This is a genomic window from Microvirga antarctica (genome assembly GCF_017921815.1).
Lineage (GTDB): Bacteria > Pseudomonadota > Alphaproteobacteria > Rhizobiales > Beijerinckiaceae > Microvirga > Microvirga antarctica.
On record NZ_JAGEMM010000007.1, the window covers coordinates 45981 to 72025 of the forward strand.

The window sequence follows — 26045 nt, forward strand, 5'->3', positions numbered from 1 at the left end:
TCTCCTTCTCAAGCGAAACGTCAGCTTTCGTCGACGAAGAGATCCTCGGGCTTCTCAATTGTGGCCACCGGCAGGGTGACGATGAGAAGGTCCACATCTCCCGGATCGTTGCGGATCGAGAATCCCAGCCGTCGGCACATGTCCAGCATGGTTGTGTTCTCCCGCAGAACTTGCCCCTCGACAATGCGCAGGCCATCCTCCTTGGCCCACTCGATCATGAACCGCATCAGATCCCAGCCCAGCCCCATCCCCTTCAGGTCGGAGCGCAGCAGGATGCCGTATTCGCCGGTCTCATGATTGGCGTCTGCGTGGAGCCGCACCGCCCCCAGCATGTCCCCGCTTTGCGTATCGAACGCCACGAACGCAATGGCGCGCGCATAATCGAGCTGTGTGAGGCGGGCCAGAAAGACGTGGTTGAAATCCCGCACTGGCGCAAAGAATCGCAGCCGCAGGTCCTCATGCGTCACGCGCTTGAAGAACTCCAGGAATTTGCCCTCGTCCTCCGGTCGCACCGGCCGGACGAAGGCCTGACGCCCATCGCGCAGCGTGATCGTGCGCTCCCACTCCTTCGGATAGGGCCTGACCGCCAGGCGCGAATGTCCCTTGCGTTCATGGGGCGACAGGGGCGCAACGGCCACCCGCGCATCGACAGCAATCACGCCCGTCTCGTCCGCCAGCAGCGGGTTGATGTCGATCTCCCGAATTTCGGGCACGTCCGAGGCGAGTTGAGAAAGTTTCACGAGCACGAGAGCGATCGCCCGCTCGTCGGCTGCCGGCACGTCGCGATAGGCCTTGAGGAGGCGCGACACCCGGGTCCTCGCAATGAGGTCGGCCGCGAGGGTCAGATCCAGCGGTGGAAGCCCCAGGGCCTTGTCGTTGATGACCTCGACGGCGGTGCCGCCCCGTCCGAACAGAATGACGGGTCCGAAGGTGGGATCGTCGGCCAATCCCACGATCAGTTCGCGCGCCTTGGGCCGGCGCACCATCGGCTGCACGATGACGCCGGTGATCACTGCATCCGGACGCAGCCGGGCCGCGCGCTCGAAAATATCCTCCACGGCCAATCGCACGGCCTCCGCGGAGGAGAGATCGAGCTTCACGCCGCCGATATCCGATTTGTGCACGATATCCGGCGACAACACCTTGATGGCCACCGTTCCGCCATCGGTCAGGAAGGAGTGGGCCGCGGACACCGCTTCGTCGGCCGAGTGGGCGAGGACAAGGGGCGCGACCGGAATGTCGTAGGCGCGCAGCAGGGCATTGACCTCCAGCGGATCGAGCCATTGACGCTTGGCCGCGACCACGCCCGCGACGATCGCCTGGGCAGCCTCCACGTCCGGCGCGAAATCGTGCGGCAGGCTGTCCGGGGTCTCCATCAACTCCGCCTGCGCCTCGCGGTAGCGCACGAGTTGCACATAGCCACGCACCGCATCGGCCTCGGTCGTGAAATGCGGAATCCGGACCGACTCGAAGATGTGGGCGGATTCGGCGTCTTCGCCGATCCAGGCGGCAAAGACTGGCTTGTGGCGCAGGCCACTGCCGCGATCGCGCCTGACGGCGTCGGCCACGGCCGCTGCTGCGTCGGCGGCGGCCGCCACTGCCGTCGGAACGTTGAGGATCAGGATCGCGTCGTTCTCGTCGTCGGCGAGCAGGGCCTCGAGCGCGGCCGTGTAGCGCTGCGCATCCGCATCCCCGATGATGTCGATGGGATTGCCGTGCGACCAGTTCGCCGGCAAGGCGGCGTCAAGACGGGCGAGCGTCGCGTCCGAGATGCCAGACAGTTTTCCACCCAGATCAATCAACCGATCGACCGCCAGCACGCCCACCCCGCCGCCATTGGTCAGGATCGCCAGCCTGTTTCCCGGAAACGGCTTCTGCCGGCCCAGCGTTTCGGCCGCTGCGAAAAGCTGATCGAGATCCAGAACGCGCAACAACCCGGCGCGGCGGAAGGCCGCCTCGAAAACCGCATCGGAGCCCGCAAGCGCTCCCGTATGGGTCGCCGCGGCCTTCGCACCCTGGGCGTGCCGGCCCGCCTTGATGACCACCACGGGCTTGGTGCGGGCGGCCGCACGGGCGGCGGACATGAACTTGCGGGCGTTGTCGAGGGACTCGATGTAGAGAAGGATCGCGCGGGTGCCGGGGTCGGCTGAGAAGAAATCCAGGCAGTCGCTGAAATCCACGTCGATCTTGTCGCCGAGCGACACGATGGCCGAAAACCCGACCTGGCGCTGCGCCGCCCATTCCACCAGCCCGGCCGCCACCGCGCCAGATTGCGACACCAATGCCAGATCGCCGACCTTGGCGCTGCGCGCGGCGAAACTCGCATTGAGGTTGGCGCGCGGCGCAATGACGCCGATGCAATTGGGCCCGACAATCCGCAAGCCACGCTGACGCGCCGCCTGTCGGACGGCCTCCGACATGGACCCAGGCCCGTATCCGAGCCCAGCGGTCGCGATGATGGCGGCCGCCACCCCGCGCCGGGCCGCCGCCTCGACGACGGACAGGACGCGCTCGGGCGGGACCGCAATCACCACAAGGTCGGGGGTCGCCGGCAGGGCATCGATTGACGCGAAGCAAGGGAGCGACTCGATCTCGCTGTGATGCGGGTTGACCGGGTAGATCGTCCCCGCAAAGCCCCCAGCGACAAGGTTTCGAACGAACGTTAGGCCAAGGGAACCCGGGTGGTTGCTGGCGCCCACGACGGCGACGGCATTCGGCGCAAACAGTTTGTCGAGGCGATAGGTGGACATGGCGATCCTTCGGCCCGCACCGTGCGAGACCAGCCCTGACCTCTAGCGGGTCGCGGACGGGATTGAATTGATCGCGCTCATTGGCGCCCGGCACAAGTGCGCCGGTCCGCGGCCGGTCGCATCACTCGGCAAGCACACGCGTCGGCGGAAAGATCACTTCGACCAGCGTGCCCTCATTCGGATGGCTCGAGATCTGCAGCGCACCGCGATTGGCCTCGACCAGCGCCTTGGTGAGAGGCAGGCCCAACCCGGTGCCGCCGCGCTTGCGGGCCGTCGCCAACTGACGGAACGGCTCGAGCGCGGCCTCGACCTCCTCACCGGTCATGCCGATCCCCGTATCGCGGACGCGGAACGCGACCTCGCCCCGGTCGGTGAGCGCGGTGGACACGATCACCTGGCCGCCGGCATCGGTGAACTTGATGGCGTTGGAGACGAGGTTCAGCACGATCTGGCGGACAGAGCGGTCATCCGCCACGACCGGCGGCAGCTTGGCGGCGAAACTCGTCCGCATGACGATCCGGTCGCGGGCGGCCTGGGGCTGAAGCAGGGTGAAGCAGCTCGACACCAGGTCGTTGAGGCTGACGCTGGTAAACGTCAGTTCCATCCGGCCCGCCTCGATCTTGGCAAGGTCGAGAAGGTCGTTGACGAGGCTGATGACGTGCGCCCCGGAGGCATGCACGTCCTTCAGGTATTCCTTGTATCGATCGTTGCCGATGGGGCCGAAGCGCTCTTCCAGCATCACCTCGGCAAAGCCGATGATGGCGTTCAGGGGCGTGCGGATCTCATGGCTGATCTTGGCCAGGAGATCGGACTTTTGCGCATTGGCCTGCTCGGCCGCCTTGCGCGCGCCCACAAGCTCGCCCTCGGCCTTCTTGAAGGGCGTGATATCGCGCAGCACGGCGCAGAGCTTGCGCTCCGGGCCGTCATTCACATGGCCCATGGTCATGAACAGCGGGATCGTCCCGCCCTGCCGGACGCGTCCGAGCACTTCGCGGCCGTCATTGAGCAGGCTCGCAACGCCCGGCGAGCGCAGCCCCTCGAGGTAATCGAGCGCCAGAATATGGCTCTCCGGCGACAACAGCACCGTGATGGCGTCGCCCACCACCTCGTCCTGGTTGTAGCCGAACAGGGCCTCGGCCGAGCGATTGAGAGAGAGGATGCGGCCGGTCTCATCCAGCACGATCACCCCGTCGGTGGCGGTATCGAGAACCGATTCGAGCTCCTGGATCCGGATGTCGCGCACGCGCAGATCGGCTTCCGCCTCGCGCAGGCGGTGGGCGGCGTCGCCCTCCGGCGAACGGTGGATCAACACGAGATCGGCCACAGCCCCGTTCCAGTCGATGGGGGCTCGGTCGAGCTGAACCGTGAGGCTCTCGCGCTGGCGGGTTGAGAGCGTGGCGGCCTTGACGGAGGCCTCCGGGCTCGCACCGAAGAGCCTGGGCAACCCGCCCGCTGCCGCGAGATGCTCGCGATCGTCGTAGCCTGACAGGGCGAGAACGGCCCGGTTGGCGAACAGGATGTGATCGGCCTGCAGAACCAGAGCCGGAACCGGCAGGCGCTCCAGCAGCGCCTGGCCGTCGACCGCCCCCTGCCCTGCAAGCGCCGCGGGGGAATCGCCGCCCGCACCCGATGCCGCCTCCGCCAAGGGTTGCGGCTCCACGACGTCAGGGACGGGGATTGCGGAGATCAGATCAGCGAGGGCTGGCGCATCGAGCGACGGCACAGGGTCCGGCTGCTGCGGTCCGGCCGATGGCGTTTCCGGCGCCGGGGCATCGACGGGCGGGACTGGCGCCACGGCCCGGAACGGCGATCGTTTGTCGTGCGGGCGAGAAACCTGTGGGGCTTCGGGCTCAAGGTCGATCTGGGCCCCCAGCGCGCGTGCGATTTCGCGGAAGGCGTGGCGCTCCGTGCTCGACAGACCCGGCGCCTCCGCGAGCGGTGACGGGCGCACTGTCGCAACCGGAGGTGCTGCGGGCATCGGGGCTTCGGTTTCGGGCTCCTGGTGATAGATCGCGTCCGGCCCTTCGGGCTCTTGGTGATAGATCTCGATGGTCGGCTCGGACAGGGAGGCGGCGACGGTCTCGCGCAGTTGCTCGAAAAGCTTCTCCTCGGCCGTCAGGTCGCGGCGCGGTTCGGCCGGAACCGGTTCGGGCTCCTCCAGAACGACGGGATCGTCCGGCTCGAATTCAATGACGATCTCTTCGGGTTCGTCGGCTGGCTCGGTCGTCATCACCGCGATGGATTCAGCCTCGGCCGCTGGTGCCTCAGCCCCCTTGAAGAGCGCAGCGTCGGCGGCATCGGTCCCCCCGACCTCCGTCGCGTGGTCGCTCTCGCGGTCAGCGTGACCCGGACTGTCCGGGCGGAGCCGAATGATCTGTGCGGAGGCGGGAGCTTCATCCGCGCGTGCATCCGCTTCCTCTGCTGATTCCTCTGCTGATTCCTCGGCCGATTCCTCGGCGATGTCCGCATTGGCATCGAGGTTGATCATCGCCGGGAGGTCGCCGGTTGCGTCGGACGGTGACGCGATGGCCTCGGCCTCGACGTCAATGTGGCCGGCATCGTCAAAATGGGCATCGAGATCGATGACGGGGACGCTGTCGGCGGTGGGCTCTGGAAGAAGCGCGGGCAGGCCAGCTGCCGCCTCGGCCCCTGCGACGATCGCAACGGTGACGGGGGCATCCTGCGCAGCGGTCTCGTCAGCGACGACGGGCGGTGCTTCCACCATTTCGGCAGCAGTCGGGACGGGCGCAACCGTGGCTGCCGGCGCACCGGGGAGCGAGCGCAGGGCATCGCGCTTCACGAGGCCGAATCCGCGGAAACCCACGAGTTCGCGATCCGTGCCGTAGACCGGCATCCCGGCCCAGTCGACCGGAACCCGACCCACCTTGTTGTCGACGCTCCAGCCGATCGTGCGACCGCTCCAGGTCTCCTTGCGGGCGAACAACCGGGCGATCTCGCCGCCCGGATCTTCTGCCATGGAGGAACTCACCTGCTGCCAGGTGCGGCCGAGAATATCAGCGGCCATCGGACCGACAGCGTCCGCAAGCCCCTTTGAAACCGTCATGAACTGCGTGTCGGGGCCCGCCTGCCAGACGAACCGGATGCTGCCGCCTGCGGCAATCTCCCGGGGTTGCGCGTCCGGCTCCGCTGCCGGCAAATCCGACACGGGAGCCGCCGCGGCTGCCTGTTTCCGGCGCCCCGTCGGGACCGGGCCGACGATCACCGTGACGAGCACCGGGGTTCCATCATCGACGGCGGACAATCGGCAGGCGCAGGTCATGGGAGGGGACAGGCGGCTGGGCTCGAGCATGAGGCGCTCGAGGCGGACGCCCTCGCGGGGAGCAACGCCGGAGGCCAGGGCCGCCAGACGTGATCTCGCACGGGAGGAGGACGCAAGCCTGCCGGCGTCGTCGACAAGCGAGGCGGCAAAACCCGACGCTGAAAGTGAAGACCAGACGAGTCTCTCGCCAGCCGCGTCCCACACCATGACGGCCGCGTGCGGCGTCAGGAGGCTGGCCAGGGCCGGCTCCTGCCGGAGACGGGCGATCACGTTTTCATATTGATCCGGAGTTTTCGTCATGAGCGGCCTCGACCCCTATCCGCTGACACTATCCACCTGTTACCAAGGTTGTAGAGCATTTCGCGGCGAGGAACCCGCCCGGCGATGCTCCTCATGCCTTTTACTTCGTGGTAACGTTAATGGGTAGGGAATGATTTGATTTCGCATTGCACAATGTGATATTGCACTGCACAAATGTCCCGCTAACAGGAGTGACACATGGCGACGAACCAACCCGGCTACGAGATTCCGACCGAAATGCGCGACTTCGCCGAGAAGAGCGTCGAGCAGGCGCGCAAGGCGATCGACGGTTTCATGGGCGCGGCTCAGAAGACGGTCGACACGTTCGAAGGTTCGGCGACCACCGTTCATTCGAGCGCCAAGGACGCGACCCGCAAGACCCTGACCTATGCCGAGCAGAACATCTCCGCGGCCTTCGATCTGGCCCAGAAGATGGTGCGGGCGAAGGACATGCAGGAAGCCATGCAGATCCAGAGCGAATTCGTGAAGACGCAGTTCGAGTCGATGCAGCGGCAGATGAAGGAATTCGGCTCCATGGCGCAATCCGCCATGAAGGCTTCGACTCCTCCCAAGAAGTAAACCCAACCGAGCCTTACTGAGGATCTCTCCATGGTCGTGATGAAGAAAGCGGGCCCCAAGGGCCCCGTGAAGGCGCCCGCCGCCGTCAAGGACGCGGCCGCGTTGGTGAAACCGAAGGTCAAGGCAACAAAGCCGGTCGCGCAACGCGCGGCCGAGCAGCGTGTCCCCGAGCCCACGGTCGTGTCGACACCTTCGCCGCTCGCCGCACCGGCCAAGGTCGCTGCACCTGCGGAACTGCCGAAAGTGGTTCCGGCTCAGGTGACTGCGCCCGCCCCTGCCGTCGTGGCGGCGTCGCCATCCGTTCCCGTCGCGGCGGCGGTGGAAACCATTGCGGCAGCCGTCGCGCCAAAAGGCGCGGTGCTGCGTCAGGCCGTCAGCGAGGCGGTTTCCGCCTCGGCCCAGGGGGCTCTTGCGGTCAACGACAAGATCCTCGACGCGCTCCACAGCCAGGGCCATGCCGCCCTGGATCTCTGGCGCGATGCAATCGCGACCCCTCACCTGCCCGATGCCATTCGCCTTCACAGCACCAGCGCGCGGCAGGCCTACGAGACGGCCTCGGCCCAGTGGCGCGACATTGCCGAGACCACGGCACACTGGTTCGGCAAAGCTGTCGAGCCGCTGAATTCGGCAATCGGCGAGCGTAAGCGTTAAAGAACGCTCCTTCCCCGACGGCCCGACTTGGCTGTCGGACACCGGCGCCCTCCCCGATACTGTACCCAGCGCGCCTGCATGCGGATGATCCGGGTGAAAGGACCCTGCCGCGCGGGCAGGGCCAAGCGGGTCTCGTCTCGCTTCGGGCCAGAGCCTGACGCTTGGCCCGATCAGCGCATTGTGGCGGCCAGAGCGTCAATCGCGCATCTCCACAAAGGTTAGCGAAGACTTAAATTCATACTCGATAAACGATACGCCGATGTTGTTATATGATAGTATTGCATTTGCACGTGTGGGCGAGGTATTGGTGAGTTCGATAGGCGCGAAAGCCTAGAGGATCTCGCCTCGTCTAAGACCTCCATCCACGGAAAAACTGTCATGCGTAACCTTCTTATCGGATTGCTCACTGGGACGGCGGCCCTTGCTCTGGCCGCCTCTGCCGGACACGCCGCGGACATGCCGTCCCGCTATGCACCGGCGCCCGTTTACGACGCGATGCCGGCCTTCACATGGACCGGCTTTTACGCGGGCGTGAATGCGGGCTATGGCTGGAGCACCGGCACAAGCCGCTATTACGACCCTGCCTTCGGCTATGTCGGCGGCAACAGCAACGGCGGCTTCGTCGGCGGCGGCCAGGCCGGCTATAACTGGCAGACCGGCATGTTCGTGCTCGGCGCCGAAACCGACATTCAGTACGCCTCGGTGGGCAACAAGGGCTCGGCTTACGGATCGCGCTACTACGCGGGCGATTCCGACGGCTATTACGGCACGCTGCGGGCCAGGCTCGGCTTCGCCTTCGACCGCGCTCTGATCTTCGGGACCGGTGGTTTCGCCTACGGGGATGTGGGCGGAAACAACGCCGCCGATCCGTTCCTCGGCTACCACAAGGGCAACAGCACCAATGGCGGCTGGACGCTCGGCGGCGGCGTCGAATATGCGGTCACCAACACCATCACGGCGAAGGTGGAAGGCTCGTACATCAACCTCGACACGCGCGGCAACTATGCCAGCGCGGCTTATCAGGGCGCACGGCGCGATACCGAGTTCGGTGTGGTGAAAGCAGGCCTGAACTACAAGTTCAACTGATCCACGCAGCAGCGCGACCATCAGGGCCCGGTGGCGACACCGGGCCCTTTTCTGACGTCCGTCAGACGGTGGGAACGGTCCTCCCCAAAGGGCGTTACAGAGCCCTGCTCTGGAGCGATCCCCCATGATACCGACCGACGATCAAGAAGCCTCTGCGGACAAGCATGAGCTGCGCTCCGGCTCACCGCCATGGCATATCAACCAGGCACCATTCCATCGCACGCCTCTGCCGAGCGAGACCCGCTGCGACGTCGTGGTGATCGGCGCCGGCATCACCGGCTCGCTCGCGGCGGAAGCGCTTACCCGTGCCGGCAAGTCCGTCATCGTCGTCGACAAATTCATGCCGGGGCGCGGCAGCACGGCGGCGAGCACGGCGATGCTGCAATGGGAAATCGACACGTCCCTGGTGGAACTCGCGGGCCTTTACGGCGCGGAGAAAGCAGCCAACATCTACCGCCGCAGCCAGGCCGCCGTCACCGACCTGGGAAGCCTGGTGGCAAGCCTGAACGTCGCCTGCGCGTACACGCCACGCGCGACCCTGTTTCTCGGAGCAGGCGAGCACGGCTACGGCGAATTGTCCGCCGAACACGACATGCGCAACCGCGCCGGCCTGCCCGGGGCCCTGATCGAGCGGGGTCCGCTCGTCGATACCTTTGCGATGGACCGACCTGCTGCGATTCTCTCGCCGGGCTCCGCCGAGGCGGACCCGCTGCAACTGTCACTCGGTCTGCTTCGCATTGCGCTCGAGCGGGGCGCAACCCTCGTGGAGGACGAGGTGGTAGCCTATGAGTGGAGCGATCACGCCGTGCACCTGACACTGGCAGGCGGCGGGGCCATCGAGGCTGCATACGCGGTCCTCGCCACCGGTTATGCCATGCCGTCTTTCGTCACCGCCGACATCCACAAGACCGTGTCCAGCTGGTGCCTCGCCACCCGGGTCCAGCCTCAGGAGAACCTGTGGCGGGATCGCGTCCTGCTGTGGGAGGCATCCGATCCCTACCTTTATTCGCGCACCACGGCGGAGGGTCGCATTCTCATCGGCGGCGAGGATCAGGAGACGAAGGACGCCGACGAGCGGGATGCCCTCATGCCCGAGAAACGCGCCCGCCTGATCGCCAAGATGAGCGCGCTGTGGCCACGGGCGGATTACACCCTCGACACCCAGTGGACGGCGGAATTCGGCGAGACGGACGACGGGCTGCCGCTGATCGGACGCGTGCCGGGCGCCAAGCGTTTCTTTGCCGCTTACGGCTACGGGGGCAATGGCATCACGTTCAGCTACATGGCGTCCCGGATGCTGATGGCGTGTCTCGCGGGAGAGGAGCGTCCCTGGTTCGACGATTTCGCCCTCGATCGGCCTCCGGTCGGCTGACAGGAGCCTGCCGGGCTCAGCCTTGCAGGGCGGCGTAATGGGCGCGCTTCGACAGATACATCTGCTGATCGGCGCGCTTCACAACGTCCTCGAGCCGCTCCCCAGGCTGCCGGGTCGCAGCGCCCATGGCGAAGCTTAAGGTGAGGCCGGAATAGAACTGGTTGTTGAGCTCGGCCAGCTTCTCGATGCTTTCCATCATGGCAAGACCCTCGCGCTCGTCCATCGACGGCAGCAGGATGGCAAACTCGTCGCCCCCGATCCGGGCCGCGCATGCCGGCTTCTCCACGATCTTGTTGAGAACCTCGCCCGCGCGCCGCAGCAGGCCATCGCCGGCCGCATGGCCGAGCTGATCGTTGGCGACCTTCAGGCCGTTGAGGTCCGCCACGATGATGGTGATCGGCGAAGGTCCCTTGCGTTCGAGGCGGTTCAACTCATCCACGTAGAACGAGCGGTTATAGATCTTGGTCAGCACATCATGCTTGCCGAGATATTCCAGATAGGCCTCGGCCTTCTTGCGCGCGGTGATGTCGGTCAAGGCCACCTGCACCAGCGACCAGTCGTGCTGATGTCCGGGCAGGACCGAGAATTGCAGCTGAAGATACACTTCCTCGCCGTCGAGCGCGTAATTGAGAACCTCACGCTGCTGAAAGATCTTGCCATCCCAGAGGTCGATGAGCTGTTCGCGGAAATGATGGCGCATGTCGTCGCGAAAGATATCGCGCACGCGTCGCAGAAGGGTCGGCTTGTCGGGTGCGCCGAACAGGTCGAGCGTGTGCTGGTTGACGTCGATGACACGGATCTCGCTCATGCAGCGATCGACGAATTCAGGATGCACGTCGGTGAACACGCGGAAATCGCGGATACCCTGCGAGCGCACGTCGTCGAGCAGCGATTTGATGACGCTGAAATCCTCCACCCACAGGGAGATCGGCGAATGCTCGAACAACCCCTGGGCATAGTCCTCGCTCAGCGCGAGCTTGCGACGGGCGGTCTCCCGATCGGTCACATCCTCGATCGCCACCAGGACCCGGTCCCAGGTGGATTCGGAGCCCGGCAGGACGCGACCGCGCAGCTGGATGTCGAGGCGGCGGCCGCTCAGCGTGTAGTTCACCGTGTCGCTCGAAAATTCCACATCCCCGTTCCAGAGCTGGACGAGTTCGCCGATATGCGTGTCCAGCATGTCGTTTCGAAACACCTTGTCGAGATTTCCGACCAGATGAGCGAGGTCATCGGCCTCGAACAGCGACAGCGTCTTGCGGTTGACCTTCATGACGCGGATCTGGTCCGAACAGGCCTGAACCCGCGCCACGTCGTCCATGAGGTAGGCCCGCAGATCGGTGACGCCCGCCGCGCGCCACGTCTCGAAGAGCGCCTTCAGACCACTGTAATCCTCGAGCCAGAGTGAGACGGGTGCCAGATCGAGCATTTCCGCATCGGTGTGATGCTCGGGCCGAGACGGGGCAAATATCGAATCGTCGGAATGCCGCATAAACAAAGAGCCTGCTGGATATAGGAACGATGTCTTCCTGTCGGGGCGCCGTCTTCGTGCAGCGTGCACCGGGTCTCGTGCTGCGAGCGCGCCCGATCCCACGGATCAATCACGTCGCAGGCCCTTATTACTCTGCGTCAGCCTCATCTGTCACGTCCGGGCTGCGCCGGCTTGACGGGACCTTGATCCAGCCGAGGCATTGAGATGCTATGGGGGATGCCGCATGAAGGAGACAGCCGCATGTCGACCGCCCGCATTCCTGCTTCCGCGCCGACCTCATCCTGGCCTCCCCTCGACTACAACCAGTGGCGCGACACCGCCGTCACCCTGCAGCTGTGGACGCAGATCGTTGGCAAGATCAGGCTGGCGCAGACGCCATGGCTCAATCATTCGTGGCATGTGGCGCTGTACGTCACTGCGCGAGGCCTGACGACGTCGCCCATCGATTTCGGCAACGCGCAGGTCGAGATCGCCTTCGACTTCATCGATCACCGTCTGCGGATCACGACGAGCGCCGGGGATAGCTGCGAGATCCCCCTTGAGCCTCAATCCGTCGCCACTTTCTACACGCGCGTCATGGCGGCGTTGTCAGAACTTGGACGTCCGGTATCCATCGACACCATGCCCAACGAAGTCGAAAACCCGATCCCGTTTCCCGAGGACGAGGCCCACGTGGCCTATGACGCGGAGGCGGCTCATCGGTTCTGGCGCGCCCTCGTCCAGGCCGACCGGGTCTTCAAGGCCTTCCGGACCGCGTTTGTTGGGAAGTGCAGCCCCGTCCATTTCTTTTGGGGCAGTTTCGATCTCGCCGTGACGCGCTTTTCCGGCCGTCCCGCCCCTCTGCATCCGGGGGGCGTCCCCCATCTGCCCGATGCGGTGGCGCAGGAGGCCTATTCGCACGAGGTCAGCAGCGCGGGCTTCTGGCCGGGCAGCGACGCCTATCCGCACGCGGCGTTCTATTCCTATGCCTATCCCGAGCCGCCAGGTTTCCGGGAGCAGCCAGTGCGGCCGGCGGGGGCCGCGTTCAATCCGACCCTGGGCGAGTTCATCCTGCCCTACGATGTGGTGCAAGGCGATTCATCGCCCGACGAAGCGCTGATGTCGTTCCTGCAATCGACCTACGCGGCGGCGGCCACCACCGCCGAGTGGGATTCCACGCTTGAGTGTTCGCCGGGATTGCCCCGCCGGGCGCGGGTCGTGCGGGGCTGATCGGTGCGCCGGCGGCGGCCCCTGGCGAGCGTTGCCCCTGGGTAACAACCGGCAAAAAATCCCAGATGCGTGGCCGAACCGGGTAGGTTCGGCCGCACGGCTGTGCGACCCATGCTCTTTCAGTGGTGACGTGAGTTCGGGTCATGGATCGTCGGGGACGGCTGATGGCGTGCAGACGCCGGGTGCCGGAAAACGGGCCGTCGTCTGGACCTTCGCAACCCGCGGACCCTCAATCGAAAAGGGAAAACTCCGCATGGCCCCACTTTTCTTGCGCTTCACCCGAATGCTCTGCCTGTCGGCATTGGGCTGGTCCCTTGTGCTGTGCGGGGGCCTCCAGGCCCAGGAGCGTCCGGATTATGGACGCTTCCGCGACGGGGTGTTCCTGCGCTATCTCAACGCCAGCGACGGGCCGCTTGCTGTCACGCCCCATATCGGTCTCTCGTTCGGCGAGCGCACCCTGCGGGCGGACCTCGACTCGGGCTCGACAGGGATCGTGGTGGCCGCAGCCCTGGTGCCTGGATTCGGCTCGCTTCCCTCGACTGGCGAAGGACGCCTGACCTATACCAGTTCCGGCCGGGTGATGATCGGCCAATGGGTCGTGACGCCGCTTTCGCTCGTCGGTCAGAACGGGGCCCGGATCGACACGGAGCCAATGCCGATTCTCGCGGTCACCCGCGTCGAATGCCTGCGCGAATCCCGTGATTGCACGCCGGAGGATGGCCCCCGCAACATCGCGATGGTCGGGGTGGGCTTTGCCCGCGAGCATGACCGGCAGACCCAGAGCACACCGGACAAGAACCCGCTCCTGCGCATCCCGTCCGGCGGACGGGAGCAGCGGCGCGGCTACGTCCTGACCCCGAAGGGGATCCATGTGGGACTGACGGCGGTGAACACGGAGGGCGCCTTCTCGTTCATCAAGCTCGCCCGACAGCCCGACATCGACGATTGGGCGCCGATCCCGGCGTGCATTGGAATCAACGGCCAGCAACCGGCCGCCTGTGGCTCGATGCTGGTGGATACCGGGGTCTCGGCGATGTTCATGACCCTCCCTCCGGCACAGGCAGGCGGCGGGCCCCTGCCCCCCGGGACGCAGGTGACCATCAGCACCGGGATACAGAAGGCGCATCGCGCGCTGTATTCCTTCTCTGTGGACGGGGGCTCACCTCTGGCGCCGAGCGCCATCCATCTCCAGACGTCCGCCGAGCGGGTCTTCGTCAATACCAGCTTTCATCTGCTGAACGGGTTTGATGTCCTGTACGACGCCGATGGCGGCTATGCGGCTTTCCGGCCCCATTGAAAGACCAAATTTCAGACCTCGGGAATGAATCGATATAAAGTGGAACGATTATGTGATTGAAGACTTGGCGGTGAAGGGGAACATCATGGCTCGTTTTTTTCTTCATTTCGAAAGAATTGGTGATTGTATCCGGGCAGACCTGAAAGGTCTTGAACTTCTCGATATTAAGGTTGCTCTGGAAAAAGCAAAAAATCTCGCGGCTCGGCTCGGGCTGGATGCGGCATTTTCTGGAGATAAACTCGAAACTGAGGCCGTCCTCCTCGCTGATCACCTCGGGAATGTGCTCCACCGCGTCCAGGTTCACAAATCCTGCCCGTCCGCGATCCAAAGCCTCCGCTGCCCGCCATTTCGCGGACGCAAACGGGAAGGTTGGTTATCGGGCGCCACGACCCGCAGGTTCAAGGTCAGGCCGCGCCCGACAGAATATCAGTCCGCGGCCGCGACAGGACCCACCCCGGTCTGGATGCGCGCCAGCGCAAGCTCGCAAATCTAAGACCAAATGAGACCCCGTCGCCATGGCGACGGGGGAGCAGGTTACGCCGCGAATTCCGGCACTCAGTAACCGCCGTGCAACTCGCGCTGATAGCGCAGATTGGGATAGCCCGCGGCGGTGCAGAGCGGCGGGCCGGCTGTGCACGGCGCCCACAGGTCCGGGCCGCCATCGTTGGGTCCCACCACAATGACGCTTCCGGTGCTGCTCGGATCGTATTGATAGTAGGCGGGACGTTGCGCCTGCGCATTCTGGCGCGCCAACTGATCCTTCTGCATGAAGGCATTCATTTCGTAGGGCGACAACGCGTCGGACGCCGCAGCCGGCAGAACCGCTCCGGTGCCGATGAACGCCGCCACAAGTGTAAGAGCCACGATCTTCTTCATCTGAAGAACTCCTCTAAAACCCCTCCGCCGATACAATCTCCGCCCTGCGGACGACGTTCCCATGGCGAGGTGCGATCAAAGAGCTCACCGGGTGACTGCGCGCGCGCCCACCCCGTCACGCAATCAGGCGCGCGATCGCATACATCCCGAGCCCGAACACCACATGGGCCACAAGGCTGAGGATTCGGCTCCGGTTGGGATTGGGGCGCTTCGACGACGCGATGCCAGCCCCCATTCCGGGTTGCAGAATGAACCACCCGGCGCCAACCGTCACGATCCCCACCGCCAGAGCGGGAGCCACTGTGGGCTGCGATACCCAGCCTGCCGGCGCGACGATCAGCAGAATGACCGCGAACAGGATCCCCACCACATAGTGACCGATCCAGCCGACCACCAATTCCGACCGGAAGGGGGGCGATCGGGCGATGTCCTCGTGAAACATGCGTCCCTGCGCCAGATAGCAGAACCAACGGCCGACCGGTGCCCAGTTCGGGCGGGGCATCCCGGCCATGCGGTGCAGCCCATAGACCCAGAGGTCCAGGATCGCGGTGGCGCCCACCCCGATGAGAATGGCGTGGGTGATGAAACTGATCACGTAAAAATCCTTCGGTGAGGACCGGTCAGGGAGGAAACGCCAGGGCCCCTAACCGTGGTCGTCGGCAATGGCCACCACATGGCCCGTGGGAGCGCGAAGCACCGGCTCATCGGGGGTCATGACAGCGACCCGGTCGGGGGAGAATAGCCGTCCGACAAGGGGCGCTCCGACGATGCCGGCCACGAGGGCAAAGGCCGCCACGATGAGACCGATATGCCCAAACTGAACAAGAGCCGCGCTACGCTTCATCCGAGACCTTCCGGCTGTGCCGATCAAGCGTGAGCGTAGAGAACCCGATGTCATTCGCCAAGAGTAACAGCCTTGCGTCCGAACAAGGCGGTCGCGAGATCGGCGGCCGCGAGACCGGTTTGCAAAGCGCCATGCGCGGTCGAGAAATCCCGGAGCGAACACGCCTCGCCGGCGAAGAACAGCCTGTCGTCGACGGGGGCTGCGAGCACCGCGCGACTGTCGGCGTGCCCCGGTAGCGCGTGCGAATACGAACCCCGCGCATAGGGATCGGTTCGCCAGGGATGCAGGTGGATCGGTTTCACGCGGCGGGCGAAGTCTGAGCCGAACAATCCGACCAGTTCGGCAACGGCGAAATCGAAGAAGGCGTCCTTGCCGGCTATTTCCAGTTCGGCCGCCAGCGCCCCTGCGAAATACGCCTCGATCTGCGGCCGTCCGAAGGGCCTGACATGGTAGGCGGCGGTGGCCGTCCTGTCCGTGCTGCCAAAGGCGCGACTGTCGGCCGGGAACTCCTCGTGGGACGACAGCGACAGGAAGAGTTTGTCGGCAAGCCCGAGTGGCAGCCCTTCGGCCGCGGCTGTCTTGTCCGGCAAGTCCGGCAAAAAGCGGATCTCCTGACGGGCGAGCAGGCTCGTGGGAAGGGTGACGATCACCGCGTCCGCCGTCAGCGTGCCCTTGTCCGTCTCGAGCCTGAGACGTTTGCCGCTGTGATCGATGAGCCGGACCGGATTGCCTAGAGAGATCCGCAAACCTGCAGCATGCGCCTTGATCACGCTCCCGTAGCCATCGGGAACCCGCCAGTTCACGCCGCTGTCGTGATAGCGGCTGAGATCGCGCACGGACACGCGGTCGAGTTCGACACCGTTCGCGTAGGTGCTGACGGCGTTCGCCAGTGCGTTCCAGCGCCCGCCTGGCGGCAGGCAGGTTTCGGCGGGCCTGTCCTCCGCTTGCGTGCCTGCCGCATGAACGCATGCATCGAGGTCGTCGAGAGCCTGCTGAAAGGCGGATTGCTCGCCGGCGGCAAAACCCGTCGACAGCGATGACCGCCGCCACGGCGGCGGCGTGCGGTCGATCGTACGGCCCTGCGCCTCGGCAATCGGAAGCCACGGATTGCCGTCTGCGGAATGCAGCCAGCCGCACCCGAGATCGACCGGATGGGCCTCGCCTTCCCCGACGGTCCAGGAGCGTCCGCCGAGGCGTTCGCGCGCCTCGACGATCAGGCAGTCGATCCCGTTATCGGTCAGCCGTCGCGCCGCCGCGATCCCGGCAGCGCCTCCCCCGACAATAGCGACCTTTGTGTCAAAGCTGCTCATGGTCTGTCCGCGCTGGTTTGATGGCAGGGCACATGCTGGTAACGCCGTGCATGCTCGCCGGGCCGGGCCTGTGTCAAGCCGCAGCGGAGAGAGCGGCGCACGCCCTCGATGCCAGTGCGATGCGCGGATTTGTCTGTGATGTCACGCAGCGTGTGTTACCCATGAGACCTTCACGTCAGCACCGATCCGCGCGAGGTCCCATGAGCGTTCGAACTCTCGTCTGTCTGCTTGCGGCGCTTGCGCTCTCATGGAGTGTCTCGCGCGCAGACGCGCAGGATGCGGCCTCGATGGACAACACCATGGTGCAGATCGACAGCGGTCGCATCAAGGGCGTGCGCGCGGACGGCGTCGTGGCGTTCAAGGGCATTCCCTTCGCTCAGGCGCCGATCGGCGATCTTCGCTGGGCGTTGCCGGTGCCTGCGGCACCCTGGAGCGGCATTCGCCACGCGACGGCGTTCGGGACCGGATGCCCGCAGACGGCCCGGTATGGATTGACCCAGGCAGGCTATGACGAGGATTGCCTCTCGATCAACGTGACAGTGCCTGATCGTCCCGCCCCATCCGGCGGCAAGCGACCGGTGATTGTCTGGATCTATGGCGGCGCATTCGTGGGCGGCTCGAGCGCGCTCTATCCGCTCACCGACATGGCGCTGACGGGAGACGCCGTCGTCGTGTCGTTCAACTACCGGATCGGCGTTTTCGGCTTCATGGCGAACCCCGCCTTCGGCCGCGACCATGATGGCGGCTACGGTCTTGCGGATCAGCGCCTGGCCCTGCAATGGGTCCAGCGCAACATCGCGACCTTCGGCGGCGATCCGGCCAATGTGACCGTCGCGGGCGAATCCGCGGGGGCTGCATCCATCTGCATGCATCTGGCGAGCCCGCGCGAGGCAGCAGGCCTGTTCGCGAAGGCGATCATGCAGAGCGCGGGCTGCACGCAGCACCTACGCACCCGCGATGAGGCCGATCTTGTCGGCGCGAAAGTGTCCGGTCTCGTCGGTTGCGACCAACCGGTTCTCGCCGACGTCCTCGCCTGCCTGCGCGCCAAGCCGGTCAAGGATCTTCTGGAGGCCGCAGCGCAGGTCGCCGGCAGCGACGTGATGACGTATGTGCCCTCCATCACCGGCGCCCTCGTCGAGCAGCCCCGCGAGGCTTTCGCGAGCGGACGCTTCGTTCAGGTGCCGATGATCAATGGCGGCAATCGCGATGAGTTGCGCCTCTATGTCGCCTATGCCCAGCAGGCCGGAAATCCGCCGGTGAGCGCGGACACGTATGCGGCCCACCTCAAGGTCAATTACGGCGACAAGACCGATCGGGTCGTCGCGGAATATCCGGCCGCCGCGTTCTCCTCGCCCTCTGCAGCGCTCGGGACGGCGTTGTCGGATTACACGCCGGTGAACGGGCTCAACAACTGCGCATTCCTGGAGACGGCCAAGCTGGCGAGCGCTTATGTGCCTGTCTTTCAGTATGAGTTCGCCGATAGGGCGGCACCGGCGGTCACCCCGGATCCTGGCTTCGAGATGGGCGCGGTTCACTCGTCGGAATTGCCCTACCAGTTTCCCGGATTCTCAAACACCACGGCTCTCGACGGCGCGCCGGTCCCACCCGGTTCCCAGGATGTGGCGCGCGTCATGATGGCGTACTGGACGAGTTTCGCAGCCACCGGCCAACCGCGCGCCGCGGATGCGCCGACCTGGAACCGGTTCGTGTCGGCCGCGCGGGTGATGCGCCTCGAGCCGAAGCATTTCGGCGATTTCGACGCCGGAGCCGAACATCGCTGCGGTTTCTGGCAAAAGCTCTACCCTGAGAACCTGCGGCCGTGAGTCCTGCGCGCAGGTGACAAGCGACACATGGCGAACGCGCACCCGGCGGTTTCTCTGCCGCATCCATTGCGCGGACCCGCTGGCGATGGGATAGCTTGTCCCAACGTCAGTTACAGGAACAGGGCCAGGCATGATTGACCATTTCTTCGGCGACGAACCTGCCACCGATTCCGCCACGACGATCGCCCGGGCTCTCGGAACGTTTGTTGGCTTGGCCGTGTACGTAACCCTCACCCTGGTGGCTTTGCGCGGCTTGTTCTGACGCAGCCATATCCGGGCTGACCGACCTTCGCCGTCGGGCGCTATAGCCCGAGCGTCGCGCGGAGGTTTTTCCGCACTCCATCGAGACGCGCCACGAAGGCGGGGTCTGCCAGCAAGGCTGCGGCCACCAGACGGCCTCCCGTGCGGCCGGCCTCCACGTCCGACGGATAATGGAAGCCGCACACGATGCGGCTCCAGCCATAATCCAGACCCCGCGCCTCAAGCTCGGCTGTGCGCTCCGGCGCGATATGCGCCAGCAAAGCGGCAAACAGCGTGCCCGTGGCTGCGTGGGTGGAGGGAAACGAACTGCTGGGCGGCAAGCGGATCGCGCACGGCTTGACCGCTTCGCTTCCCCGAAAGGGACGTGTTCGGTTGAACCGGCTCTTCACGGAGGACAGCGTGTCTTCCAGGGTCGCGGCCGCATCCTTGAACAACGCTCGCGCCTTCTTCGACGGCTTTTTGTTCACAGCCGGTTCGAGGCCGCCGAGAAAGGCCGACAGGGTCTGCCGGCTATCGGCAATGGCCTGCTCTTGACGCGCGCTCGTGCGCGCGTCCTGGGCCGCCAGCACCGCGGCCATGTCGCTCGCGGACGTCGCCGCATCCGGGGGCGACCCGATCTGGCTCACATCGATCGAGACCGGAAATCTCTCGCGATCCCGCGCGCTTGCCGGCAACAGCGTGACGGCCCCCAGCACCATCGCGACCGCAAGGCCGGCGAGGAGCCTCAACGCAGGGGCGGAAGACAAGCGCGGCATGATTCGGGACGCCTTGATGATGATCTGGGAGAGGGATTGCGCCGTGTTCGGCCGGCCGGTGCATCCTGAAGGCGAGCCGCGACCGCGCCAGCCTCGTTCCGGGATGAAATGGTACAGCCGCCCCGGCTTGAACGGGGGACCCCCAGATCCACAATCTGGTGCTCTAACCAACTGAGCTACGGCTGCACACGCGGCAGGGTGTAGTCGGCCCGGCGATGATTTTCAAGGACTGTTTGAGGGGTCAGGGCGCTGAAATGGCAACGGCGGGCCTTGAGGACCCGCCGTCACGGTCGTTCAGCGAGTCGCTTACTCGGCGGTTGCGCCGGCAGCCTTGAGAACCGGGGTCCAGCGGGCGACCTCGGATTCCACTAGCTTCTGGAGCGCGGCCGGGGTCTGCTCGGCGGCGGGCGGGATGACGCCGCCGAGATCGAGCAGGCGCTTCTTGGTATTCTCGTCGTTCAACGATTTGACCAGCGCATCGTTAAGCTTGGCCACGATCTCCGGCGGAGTGCCCTTGGGCGCGAAGACCGCGTTCCAGGCGCTCACCTCGTAGCTCTCAAGGCCTGCTTCCTTCGTGGTCGGCACATTCGGCAGCGCCGGCGAGCGCTCGGCGGTCGCAATGGCGAAGGCCTTGATGTTGCCGCCCTGGATCTGCGGCGCCACGTTGACGATCTGATCGGTCATGTAGTCGACCGTGTTGCCCATCAGATCGTTCAGCGCCGGACCCGTGCCCCGGTAGGCCACCATGGTGGGCTTGGCCTTGACGACGGAGTTGAAGAAGATGCCCGTCGAGTGGGAAACCGATCCGACCCCCGCATGGGCCATGTTCACCTTGTCGCCATTGGCCTGGAGGTAGGCGAGAAAGCTCTTCAGGTCGGTGGCCGGGAAGTCCTTCTTGGCCACGATGACGATCGGCGTGCCGGCCGCAAGGCCGATGGGTGCGAAATCCTTCGCGGGATCGTATTTGAGGTTGGGATAGAGCGCCGGCGCGGCACCGTGCGTGCCCATATGGCCCATCATGATGGTGTAGCCGTCAGGCTGCGACTGGGCCGCGCGGGTGATGCCCGTGGTGCCACCGGCGCCGGCGACGTTTTCGATGACGATCTGCTGGCCGAGCGTCCGCGACATGTTATCGCTGACGATGCGGGCAATCACGTCCGTGGGGCCGCCGGCAGCGAATGGCACGATCATCGTGATGGGCCGTGTCGGATAGGTCCCCTGAGCCTGAGCGGCCGTCGCAGCAAGACCCAAAGCCGCAAGCGTGAGCACAAGTTTTTTCATTTTACTCTCCCTGGAAAATCGTCACGTGGCTGAATGATAGACTGCGACCGCGGCTGTCGGCTATTCGACGAAAACCTCATCGCGGCCCTTCCGGATCGATGGCAGGAGCGCGAGAACGAGCAACAAAGCCGCGACGGCAAGGAGCCCCGCACTGATCGGCCGCTCCACAAAGGTCTCGAGCGATCCGCGCGACAGGATGAGCGCACGCCGGAGGTTTTCCTCCAACAGCTTGCCGAGCACGAAGCCAAGCAGCAGCGGCGCCGGCTCGAAGCCGAACTTGAGGAGCACGTAGCCGATGATCCCGAACAGCCCGATGAACATCACGTCGGTGGGCAGCGAGTTGATCGAATAGATACCGATGCAGCAGAACATCAGGATCGCCGGGAACATCAGGTGATAGGGCACCTTGAGCAGGCGCACCCACACGCCGACGAGGGGCAGATTGATGATGAGCAGCATGAGATTGCCGACCCACATGGAGGCGATCATCCCCCAGAACAGATCGGGGTTTCGCGTCATCACCTGCGGACCCGGCACGATGCCGTGGATCGTCATGGCGCCCACCATCAGGGCCATGACCGCGTTGGGGGGAATGCCCAGGGTCAGCAGCGGGATGAACGAGGTCTGGGCGCCCGCATTGTTGGCAGCCTCCGGCCCCGCCACGCCCTCGATCGCGCCCCGTCCGAACCGGCGCGGATCCTTCGCGAGCTTCTTCTCGACCGTGTAGGACGCGAAAGGCCCGAGTACCGCGCCGTTGCCCGGCAGAATGCCGAGAATCGCCCCGATCGTCGTGCCGCGCAGGATCGGCAGATAGGATTGCCGAAAATCCTCGCGGTTCGGGAGCAGCCGGCCGATCGCCTGATGGACGACGTCCCGCGTCTCCGTGTGGTCCAGATTGCGCAGGATCTCGGCGATGCCGAAGATCCCCATGGCCAGCACGGCGAAATCGATGCCGTCCGACAGGAAGGACAGGCCGAATGTCATGCGGTCCTGGCCGGTTTCAAGATCGGTGCCGACGGTGGAGAGAAGAACGCCCAGCAGGATCATCGCAATGGCCTTGAGGATAGAGCCCCGCGCGAGAACGACCGCGAAGACAAGCCCCATCACCATCAGGGAGAAATATTCGGCCGGCCCGAAGATCAAGGCGAGCTTCGTCAGCGGCGCACCGAGTGCTGCGATCACGACCGTGGACACGGTTCCGGCAAAGAACGACCCTATGGCGGCGATCCCCAGCGCGACGCCGGCACGGCCCTGGCGGGCCATCTGGTGCCCGTCGAGGGTCGTGACCACGGAAGTCGCCTCACCCGGGATGTTGACCAGGATCGCTGTGGTCGAGCCGCCGTACTGCGCGCCGTAATAGATGCCGGCCAACATGATCAGGGCGCCCACCGGCTCGAGGCCGAAGGTGATCGGCAGCAGCATGGCAATGGTGGCGATGGGGCCGACGCCCGGCAGGACGCCGACCAGGGTTCCCACCAGACAACCCAGAAAGGCAAGGCCAAGGTTCTGGAACGTCAGGGCGATGGAAAAGCCGAGACCGAGGTTTGCGAACAGATCACCCATCAGCGTATCCCCGACTCGTCGACCACATCGATGCGGCTGCTGCTCCGGTGACGGCCCGTGATGAAGATGACAAGCGCCGCAAGGGCAAGAACAGCCGCGGTTGCACGCAGAATGGCCTTCTGGGACCAACTGGCCGGGAAGAGGTTGGCGAAGCTCTGCGGAAACACGGGAATGGGCAGGTTCAGGAGATCCCCGAACAGCAGCATGCAGAACGGCGTCAGGCTGAGCGCGAGGATGACCAAGGGACGAAAGCGCACATCCGCTGTCGCGTAGCCACCGATGATGATCGCCAGCGGGCCTGCTACCACCATGCCCAGCCCGGGAATGGACACGGGGCCGAGGGAGAACGGCCGGATCGTGACCGCGAAAGCCAGGATGGCCAGCACCACCACGACCGGACCACGCAAGGCGGAAGGTTCGATCGCGTCGCCGTCCTTGATCAGGCCGGAGACCAGCAGGGCGAGGCCGCAGGCCGCAACCGCATAGGCGAGCCAGTCCGGCAGCATGGCCGGCCCCATCGACCGCAGGCTCCCTTGCGGAAGCTCCCGCGTGAGGTACAGCGCGAGGGCCGCGACAGCCATCAAGAAGATTCCGCCCGCAACATTTTGCGACGATCGGATCCAGCTGCGTCGCTCCGGGGGAGCGGTGTGGGGGTGGGACATGGGCAAGCCTCCCGATCGAGCTTCTCTGTCCCGACCTTCTCGTGGGTCGATTAGTGCCCAAGGCACGGCTCGGGATCAATCCCTCCCGGGCCGCTTTCGAAAATGACCGTCGGGAACCTGTGGGCGGCCAACATCTTATTCTGCCTGAACAGCTTAGCCGTTTGGGCGATTGTCCCAAACGACTTGATCGGTGGGCATCTCTTGGCTAGATGAAGTCCACCAGGCCGGGCCCCTCTGGCGGCTCCTCGGAGCAGCGATGTCGGACTGGATCGCAACCAGGGTGGCCTGGATCGTTCATTCGTCGCCTTTTAACCCGATTGTCGCGTTCGCCGCCCGATCCCGTCGGTGCCGCAACGCCGAGGCGGCTTGCGTCTGAACGAGTCCTGCGCCCCCGTCGATCGGATGAATGAGGCGTCGCATGGAACAATTTTTCTCCCCCGAGGTGACGGCCTTTCTCCAGGTCGTGATGATCGACCTGGTGCTCGCAGGCGACAACGCCATCGTGATCGGGCTGGCCGCCGCTGGCCTTCCCAAGGATCAGCGCAACAAGGCGATCCTGGTCGGCGTCATCGCCGCCACGGTCCTGCGCATCATCTTTGCGGGGCTGACGATCCAGTTGCTGCAGATCGTCGGCCTGCTGCTCGCGGGCGGTATCCTGCTCCTGTGGGTGTGCTGGAAGATGTGGCGCGAATTGCGCACATCCTCGGCCGAGGAGGAAGACGGCGAGCTGGCGCTCGAAGGGCTTGACGGAAAGACCACCGGCGCGCCTCGCAAGACCTTCGCTCAGGCAGCCTGGCAGATCGTCATCGCCGACGTGTCCATGTCCCTCGACAACGTGCTGGCGGTGGCGGGCGCTGCCCGCGAGCATCCCTACGTGATGGTCTTCGGCCTCGTCCTCTCGATCGCCCTGATGGGACTTGCGGCCTCCTACATCGCACGATTGCTGCAACGCTACCGCTGGATCGCCTATGTGGGTCTGCTGATCATCCTCTATGTGGCGCTCAAGATGGTCTATACGGGAGCCCTCGAGGTGTTCCCGCAGCTCGCGACCTTCACGCTCTAGCGCCGCATCCCGCTTCGCGGGACCGCCCTGTCGAGAGCCGGGCCACCGGGCGCCGGCTCTCGTTTCCACCCTGCGGAGTGCGCACTTTGACCTTACGTCATCATGAGGGCGCAGAGCCTTCCGGGCAGACGTCAGGTCCGCATACGGTGTTCACGCGCGCTGCCTTTCTCGCTGGCGCTCGCAGCTCTCTGCCGGGGTTTCCCGGTCTCCTTGTCTTTGGCATGGCTTTCGGGGCAGCCGCCGCCCAAAAGGGCCTGTCGTTTGCCGAAGCCCTGGGCCTGAGCACCTTTGTCTATGCGGGTGCGGCGCAGATGGTGGGCCTCGAGGTCTGGCAGGAGGTCTGGACGCTGGGAAACATCCTGACGCTCATGACCGTGACGGCGATCATCAATGCCCGCTTCCTCCTGCTGGGCGCGACGATCCATCCCTGGATCCGTTACGAGCCCCTGCCCCGGGCCGCCGCCAATCTGTTTCTGCTGACGGATGCGAGCTGGATCTTCAGCATGCGCTACCGCAACGAGGGCGGACGCGACGTGGGGTTTCTGTTCGGCTGCGGCGCAGCCCTGTGGGTGCCCTGGGTGGCGGCAAGCGTCGCCGGCTTCTTCGCGGGCGCCTTCATTCCAGAGCCAAAGCGGTTTGGTCTCGATCTGGTGATGCCCATCCTGTTCAGCGTCATGCTGGTTCCCATGTGGAAAGGGGTGCTGCCGGCCCTGCCCTGGCTCGCGGCCGGGCTTGTCTCGCTTCTCGTGCACACATTCGTGCCGGGCTACACCTTCATCATTGCGGGCGCATTGGCCGGGGTTGCGACCGGCATGGTGATGAAATGACGACCTGGATCCAATTCGCCAGCCCCTGGGGCAGCGCGCTCGCCATCGCCGCGATGGCTCTGGCGACCTATCTGTGCCGCATCGGCGGCGTGCTGCTCATGACGCGGGTGAAGATCACGCCGCGCGCCGAGCGCGGCCTTCGCGCGCTGCCGGGCTCGATCATCGTTGCCACCACCCTGCCGTTGATCGTCAATGGCGGCCTTTCTGCGTTTGTCAGCGTCGCGGTTGCGGCGATTGCCATGGCGCTCACGCGCGTGGAGCTTGCGGGTCTTGCGGCCGGCCTCGGGACCTTGTCAATCCTGCGAGCCTTTGGCGTCTGAGCCCTGCTTGAAACGCATCCGGATGCGATAGACGAGCCCGTCCCGCACATTGCGATGAGCGTCGAGCATCTGCTCGCGCGAGCCCGTCACCAGGGTTGGGTCCTGCGTCGGCCAGTATTCCACATCGGCCGCAAGCGTCCGGGTGAGCTCCAGCGCCGCGTGATGGGCCTCGGGCGAGAGCGAGACGATCAGATCGAAGTTCAATCCCTCCCACTCCTCGAGTTCATCGAGGGTGCGCGGCTTGTGCTTGGATCCGTCGATGCCGATTTCGTCCAGTGCGGCCGTGGTGAATCCGCTGGTCTCGCCTTTGTGCACACCCGCCGACTGCACGTAGATCGACCGCCCGAAATAGTGGCGGGCTATGGCCTCCGCCATCGGCGATCGGACCGCGTTCATGGCGCACACGAAGAGAACCGAGTGGATGCGTTTGGACCCCGGCTCCTCCAA

The 26045-nt window shown here is 65.2% G+C and carries 24 protein-coding genes and 1 tRNA gene; 12 read left to right on the forward strand and 13 right to left on the reverse strand.

Translation table 11 applies throughout. The annotated features are described in order from the left end of the window. Positions 1-20 precede the first annotated feature (20 nt). Both J4G32_RS18260 and J4G32_RS18265 read right to left on the reverse strand, forming a co-directional pair. Positions 21-2750 (reverse strand): bifunctional acetate--CoA ligase family protein/GNAT family N-acetyltransferase, encoded by a 2730-nt coding sequence (locus J4G32_RS18260; RefSeq protein ID WP_210496988.1) that lies wholly within the window; start codon positions 2748-2750, stop codon positions 21-23. A gap of 121 nt (positions 2751-2871) precedes the next feature. After that, positions 2872-6330, reverse strand: a complete 3459-nt coding sequence (locus J4G32_RS18265; protein WP_210496989.1) for a PAS domain-containing sensor histidine kinase — start codon at positions 6328-6330, stop codon at positions 2872-2874. 198 nt (positions 6331-6528) lie between these two features. On the opposite strand from J4G32_RS18265, the gene J4G32_RS18270 reads away from it, so the two are divergent. From J4G32_RS18270 to J4G32_RS18285, 4 genes are all read left to right on the forward strand, one after another. Further along, complete coding sequence (locus J4G32_RS18270; RefSeq protein WP_210496990.1) at positions 6529-6909, forward strand: phasin; 381 nt, start codon at positions 6529-6531, stop codon at positions 6907-6909. 30 nt (positions 6910-6939) lie between these two features. Then, the gene (locus J4G32_RS18275; RefSeq protein ID WP_210496991.1) at positions 6940-7560 is read left to right on the forward strand and encodes a phasin family protein; all 621 of its coding nucleotides are present in this window, start codon (positions 6940-6942) and stop codon (positions 7558-7560) included. A gap of 378 nt (positions 7561-7938) precedes the next feature. After that, positions 7939-8646 (forward strand): outer membrane protein, encoded by a 708-nt coding sequence (locus J4G32_RS18280; RefSeq protein ID WP_210496992.1) that lies wholly within the window; start codon positions 7939-7941, stop codon positions 8644-8646. 127 nt (positions 8647-8773) lie between these two features. Continuing rightward, positions 8774-10018 (forward strand): NAD(P)/FAD-dependent oxidoreductase, encoded by a 1245-nt coding sequence (locus J4G32_RS18285; RefSeq protein ID WP_425515535.1) that lies wholly within the window; start codon positions 8774-8776, stop codon positions 10016-10018. Between the two features lie 16 nt (positions 10019-10034). Here J4G32_RS18285 and J4G32_RS18290 read toward each other — a convergent pair whose 3' ends face one another. Beyond that, entirely contained in the window at positions 10035-11444 is a 1410-nt protein-coding gene (locus J4G32_RS18290; protein WP_246505273.1) for a sensor domain-containing diguanylate cyclase, read from the reverse strand. 303 nt (positions 11445-11747) lie between these two features. Here J4G32_RS18290 and J4G32_RS18295 point away from each other — a divergent pair, with 303 nt between their 5' ends. From J4G32_RS18295 to J4G32_RS18305, 3 genes are all read left to right on the forward strand, one after another. After that, positions 11748-12716: a DUF5996 family protein gene (locus J4G32_RS18295; RefSeq protein ID WP_210496995.1), complete on the forward strand. Its 969-nt coding sequence runs from the start codon at positions 11748-11750 to the stop codon at positions 12714-12716. Between the two features lie 253 nt (positions 12717-12969). Beyond that, positions 12970-14013: a hypothetical protein gene (locus J4G32_RS18300; protein ID WP_246505275.1), complete on the forward strand. Its 1044-nt coding sequence runs from the start codon at positions 12970-12972 to the stop codon at positions 14011-14013. Between the two features lie 52 nt (positions 14014-14065). Beyond that, on the forward strand, positions 14066-14506 hold the full coding sequence (locus tag J4G32_RS18305) for a hypothetical protein (RefSeq protein ID WP_210496996.1): 441 nt from the start codon (positions 14066-14068) through the stop codon (positions 14504-14506). Positions 14507-14568: 62 nt separating this feature from the next. Here the strand turns inward: J4G32_RS18305 and J4G32_RS18310 are convergent, their stop codons facing one another. The 4 genes from J4G32_RS18310 to J4G32_RS18325 all read right to left on the reverse strand — a co-directional run bounded on the left by J4G32_RS18310 (position 14569) and on the right by J4G32_RS18325 (position 17043). Further along, entirely contained in the window at positions 14569-14889 is a 321-nt protein-coding gene (locus J4G32_RS18310; RefSeq protein ID WP_210496997.1) for a hypothetical protein, read from the reverse strand. A gap of 115 nt (positions 14890-15004) precedes the next feature. Further along, positions 15005-15484 (reverse strand): DUF2938 domain-containing protein, encoded by a 480-nt coding sequence (locus J4G32_RS18315; RefSeq protein WP_210496998.1) that lies wholly within the window; start codon positions 15482-15484, stop codon positions 15005-15007. 48 nt (positions 15485-15532) lie between these two features. Beyond that, positions 15533-15733, reverse strand: coding sequence for a hypothetical protein (locus J4G32_RS18320; protein ID WP_210496999.1), 201 nt, complete (start codon positions 15731-15733; stop codon positions 15533-15535). Between the two features lie 50 nt (positions 15734-15783). Beyond that, positions 15784-17043 (reverse strand): flavin monoamine oxidase family protein, encoded by a 1260-nt coding sequence (locus J4G32_RS18325; RefSeq protein ID WP_210497000.1) that lies wholly within the window; start codon positions 17041-17043, stop codon positions 15784-15786. Between the two features lie 200 nt (positions 17044-17243). Here J4G32_RS18325 and J4G32_RS18330 point away from each other — a divergent pair, with 200 nt between their 5' ends. Further along, complete coding sequence (locus J4G32_RS18330) at positions 17244-18866, forward strand: carboxylesterase/lipase family protein (RefSeq protein ID WP_210497001.1); 1623 nt, start codon at positions 17244-17246, stop codon at positions 18864-18866. A gap of 130 nt (positions 18867-18996) precedes the next feature. Next, positions 18997-19128 carry a hypothetical protein gene (locus J4G32_RS22005; RefSeq protein WP_281413589.1) on the forward strand — a complete coding sequence of 44 codons (132 nt, stop codon included), beginning with the start codon at positions 18997-18999 and terminating at the stop codon, positions 19126-19128. A 40-nt stretch (positions 19129-19168) separates the two neighbouring features. Here J4G32_RS22005 and J4G32_RS18335 read toward each other — a convergent pair whose 3' ends face one another. From J4G32_RS18335 to J4G32_RS18355, 5 genes are all read right to left on the reverse strand, one after another. Further along, positions 19169-19882, reverse strand: a complete 714-nt coding sequence (locus J4G32_RS18335; protein ID WP_210497002.1) for an acid phosphatase — start codon at positions 19880-19882, stop codon at positions 19169-19171. Between the two features lie 109 nt (positions 19883-19991). Next, positions 19992-20068: transfer RNA gene (locus J4G32_RS18340), tRNA-His, on the reverse strand. A gap of 120 nt (positions 20069-20188) precedes the next feature. After that, on the reverse strand, positions 20189-21163 hold the full coding sequence (locus J4G32_RS18345; RefSeq protein WP_210497003.1) for a tripartite tricarboxylate transporter substrate-binding protein: 975 nt from the start codon (positions 21161-21163) through the stop codon (positions 20189-20191). A gap of 60 nt (positions 21164-21223) precedes the next feature. Further along, positions 21224-22726: a tripartite tricarboxylate transporter permease gene (locus J4G32_RS18350; RefSeq protein ID WP_210497004.1), complete on the reverse strand. Its 1503-nt coding sequence runs from the start codon at positions 22724-22726 to the stop codon at positions 21224-21226. Then, the gene (locus tag J4G32_RS18355) at positions 22726-23388 is read right to left on the reverse strand and encodes a tripartite tricarboxylate transporter TctB family protein (RefSeq protein ID WP_210497005.1); all 663 of its coding nucleotides are present in this window, start codon (positions 23386-23388) and stop codon (positions 22726-22728) included. The genes J4G32_RS18350 and J4G32_RS18355 overlap by 1 nt, the downstream gene beginning before the upstream one ends. A 418-nt stretch (positions 23389-23806) precedes the next feature. Between J4G32_RS18355 and J4G32_RS18360 the strand changes: the two genes are divergently transcribed. From J4G32_RS18360 to J4G32_RS18370, 3 genes are all read left to right on the forward strand, one after another. Then, positions 23807-24451: a TerC family protein gene (locus J4G32_RS18360; RefSeq protein WP_210497006.1), complete on the forward strand. Its 645-nt coding sequence runs from the start codon at positions 23807-23809 to the stop codon at positions 24449-24451. A 146-nt stretch (positions 24452-24597) separates the two neighbouring features. Then, entirely contained in the window at positions 24598-25278 is a 681-nt protein-coding gene (locus J4G32_RS18365) for an AzlC family ABC transporter permease (RefSeq protein WP_343232680.1), read from the forward strand. After that, positions 25275-25598, forward strand: coding sequence for an AzlD family protein (locus J4G32_RS18370; protein ID WP_343232681.1), 324 nt, complete (start codon positions 25275-25277; stop codon positions 25596-25598). Before J4G32_RS18365 ends, J4G32_RS18370 begins: the two co-directional genes overlap by 4 nt. On the opposite strand, the gene J4G32_RS18375 is transcribed toward J4G32_RS18370, so the two are convergent. Continuing rightward, positions 25572-26045 (reverse strand): arsenate-mycothiol transferase ArsC, encoded by a 474-nt coding sequence (locus J4G32_RS18375; RefSeq protein ID WP_210497007.1) that lies wholly within the window; start codon positions 26043-26045, stop codon positions 25572-25574. The two genes, J4G32_RS18370 and J4G32_RS18375, sit on opposite strands and share 27 nt — an antisense overlap.

What these genes read in the sequence shown, in the direction of transcription:
- J4G32_RS18265 (WP_210496989.1), bottom strand. Translation starts at nt 6,330, where the DNA reads ATGACGAAAACTCCGGATCAATATGAAAACGTGATCGCCCGTCTCCGG.
- J4G32_RS18350 (WP_210497004.1), bottom strand. Translation starts at nt 22,726, where the DNA reads ATGGGTGATCTGTTCGCAAACCTCGGTCTCGGCTTTTCCATCGCCCTG.
- J4G32_RS18275 (WP_210496991.1), top strand. Translation starts at nt 6,940, where the DNA reads ATGGTCGTGATGAAGAAAGCGGGCCCCAAGGGCCCCGTGAAGGCGCCC.
- J4G32_RS18325 (WP_210497000.1), bottom strand. Translation starts at nt 17,043, where the DNA reads ATGAGCAGCTTTGACACAAAGGTCGCTATTGTCGGGGGAGGCGCTGCC.
- J4G32_RS18310 (WP_210496997.1), bottom strand. Translation starts at nt 14,889, where the DNA reads ATGAAGAAGATCGTGGCTCTTACACTTGTGGCGGCGTTCATCGGCACC.
- J4G32_RS18280 (WP_210496992.1), top strand. Translation starts at nt 7,939, where the DNA reads ATGCGTAACCTTCTTATCGGATTGCTCACTGGGACGGCGGCCCTTGCT.
- J4G32_RS18295 (WP_210496995.1), top strand. Translation starts at nt 11,748, where the DNA reads ATGTCGACCGCCCGCATTCCTGCTTCCGCGCCGACCTCATCCTGGCCT.
- J4G32_RS18355 (WP_210497005.1), bottom strand. Translation starts at nt 23,388, where the DNA reads ATGTCCCACCCCCACACCGCTCCCCCGGAGCGACGCAGCTGGATCCGA.
- J4G32_RS18370 (WP_343232681.1), top strand. Translation starts at nt 25,275, where the DNA reads ATGACGACCTGGATCCAATTCGCCAGCCCCTGGGGCAGCGCGCTCGCC.
- J4G32_RS18320 (WP_210496999.1), bottom strand. Translation starts at nt 15,733, where the DNA reads ATGAAGCGTAGCGCGGCTCTTGTTCAGTTTGGGCATATCGGTCTCATC.
- J4G32_RS18270 (WP_210496990.1), top strand. Translation starts at nt 6,529, where the DNA reads ATGGCGACGAACCAACCCGGCTACGAGATTCCGACCGAAATGCGCGAC.
- J4G32_RS18360 (WP_210497006.1), top strand. Translation starts at nt 23,807, where the DNA reads ATGGAACAATTTTTCTCCCCCGAGGTGACGGCCTTTCTCCAGGTCGTG.
- J4G32_RS18260 (WP_210496988.1), bottom strand. Translation starts at nt 2,750, where the DNA reads ATGTCCACCTATCGCCTCGACAAACTGTTTGCGCCGAATGCCGTCGCC.
- J4G32_RS18335 (WP_210497002.1), bottom strand. Translation starts at nt 19,882, where the DNA reads ATGCCGCGCTTGTCTTCCGCCCCTGCGTTGAGGCTCCTCGCCGGCCTT.
- J4G32_RS18330 (WP_210497001.1), top strand. Translation starts at nt 17,244, where the DNA reads ATGAGCGTTCGAACTCTCGTCTGTCTGCTTGCGGCGCTTGCGCTCTCA.
- J4G32_RS18345 (WP_210497003.1), bottom strand. Translation starts at nt 21,163, where the DNA reads ATGAAAAAACTTGTGCTCACGCTTGCGGCTTTGGGTCTTGCTGCGACG.
- J4G32_RS18300 (WP_246505275.1), top strand. Translation starts at nt 12,970, where the DNA reads ATGGCCCCACTTTTCTTGCGCTTCACCCGAATGCTCTGCCTGTCGGCA.
- J4G32_RS18290 (WP_246505273.1), bottom strand. Translation starts at nt 11,444, where the DNA reads ATGCTCGATCTGGCACCCGTCTCACTCTGGCTCGAGGATTACAGTGGT.
- J4G32_RS22005 (WP_281413589.1), top strand. Translation starts at nt 18,997, where the DNA reads ATGATTGACCATTTCTTCGGCGACGAACCTGCCACCGATTCCGCCACG.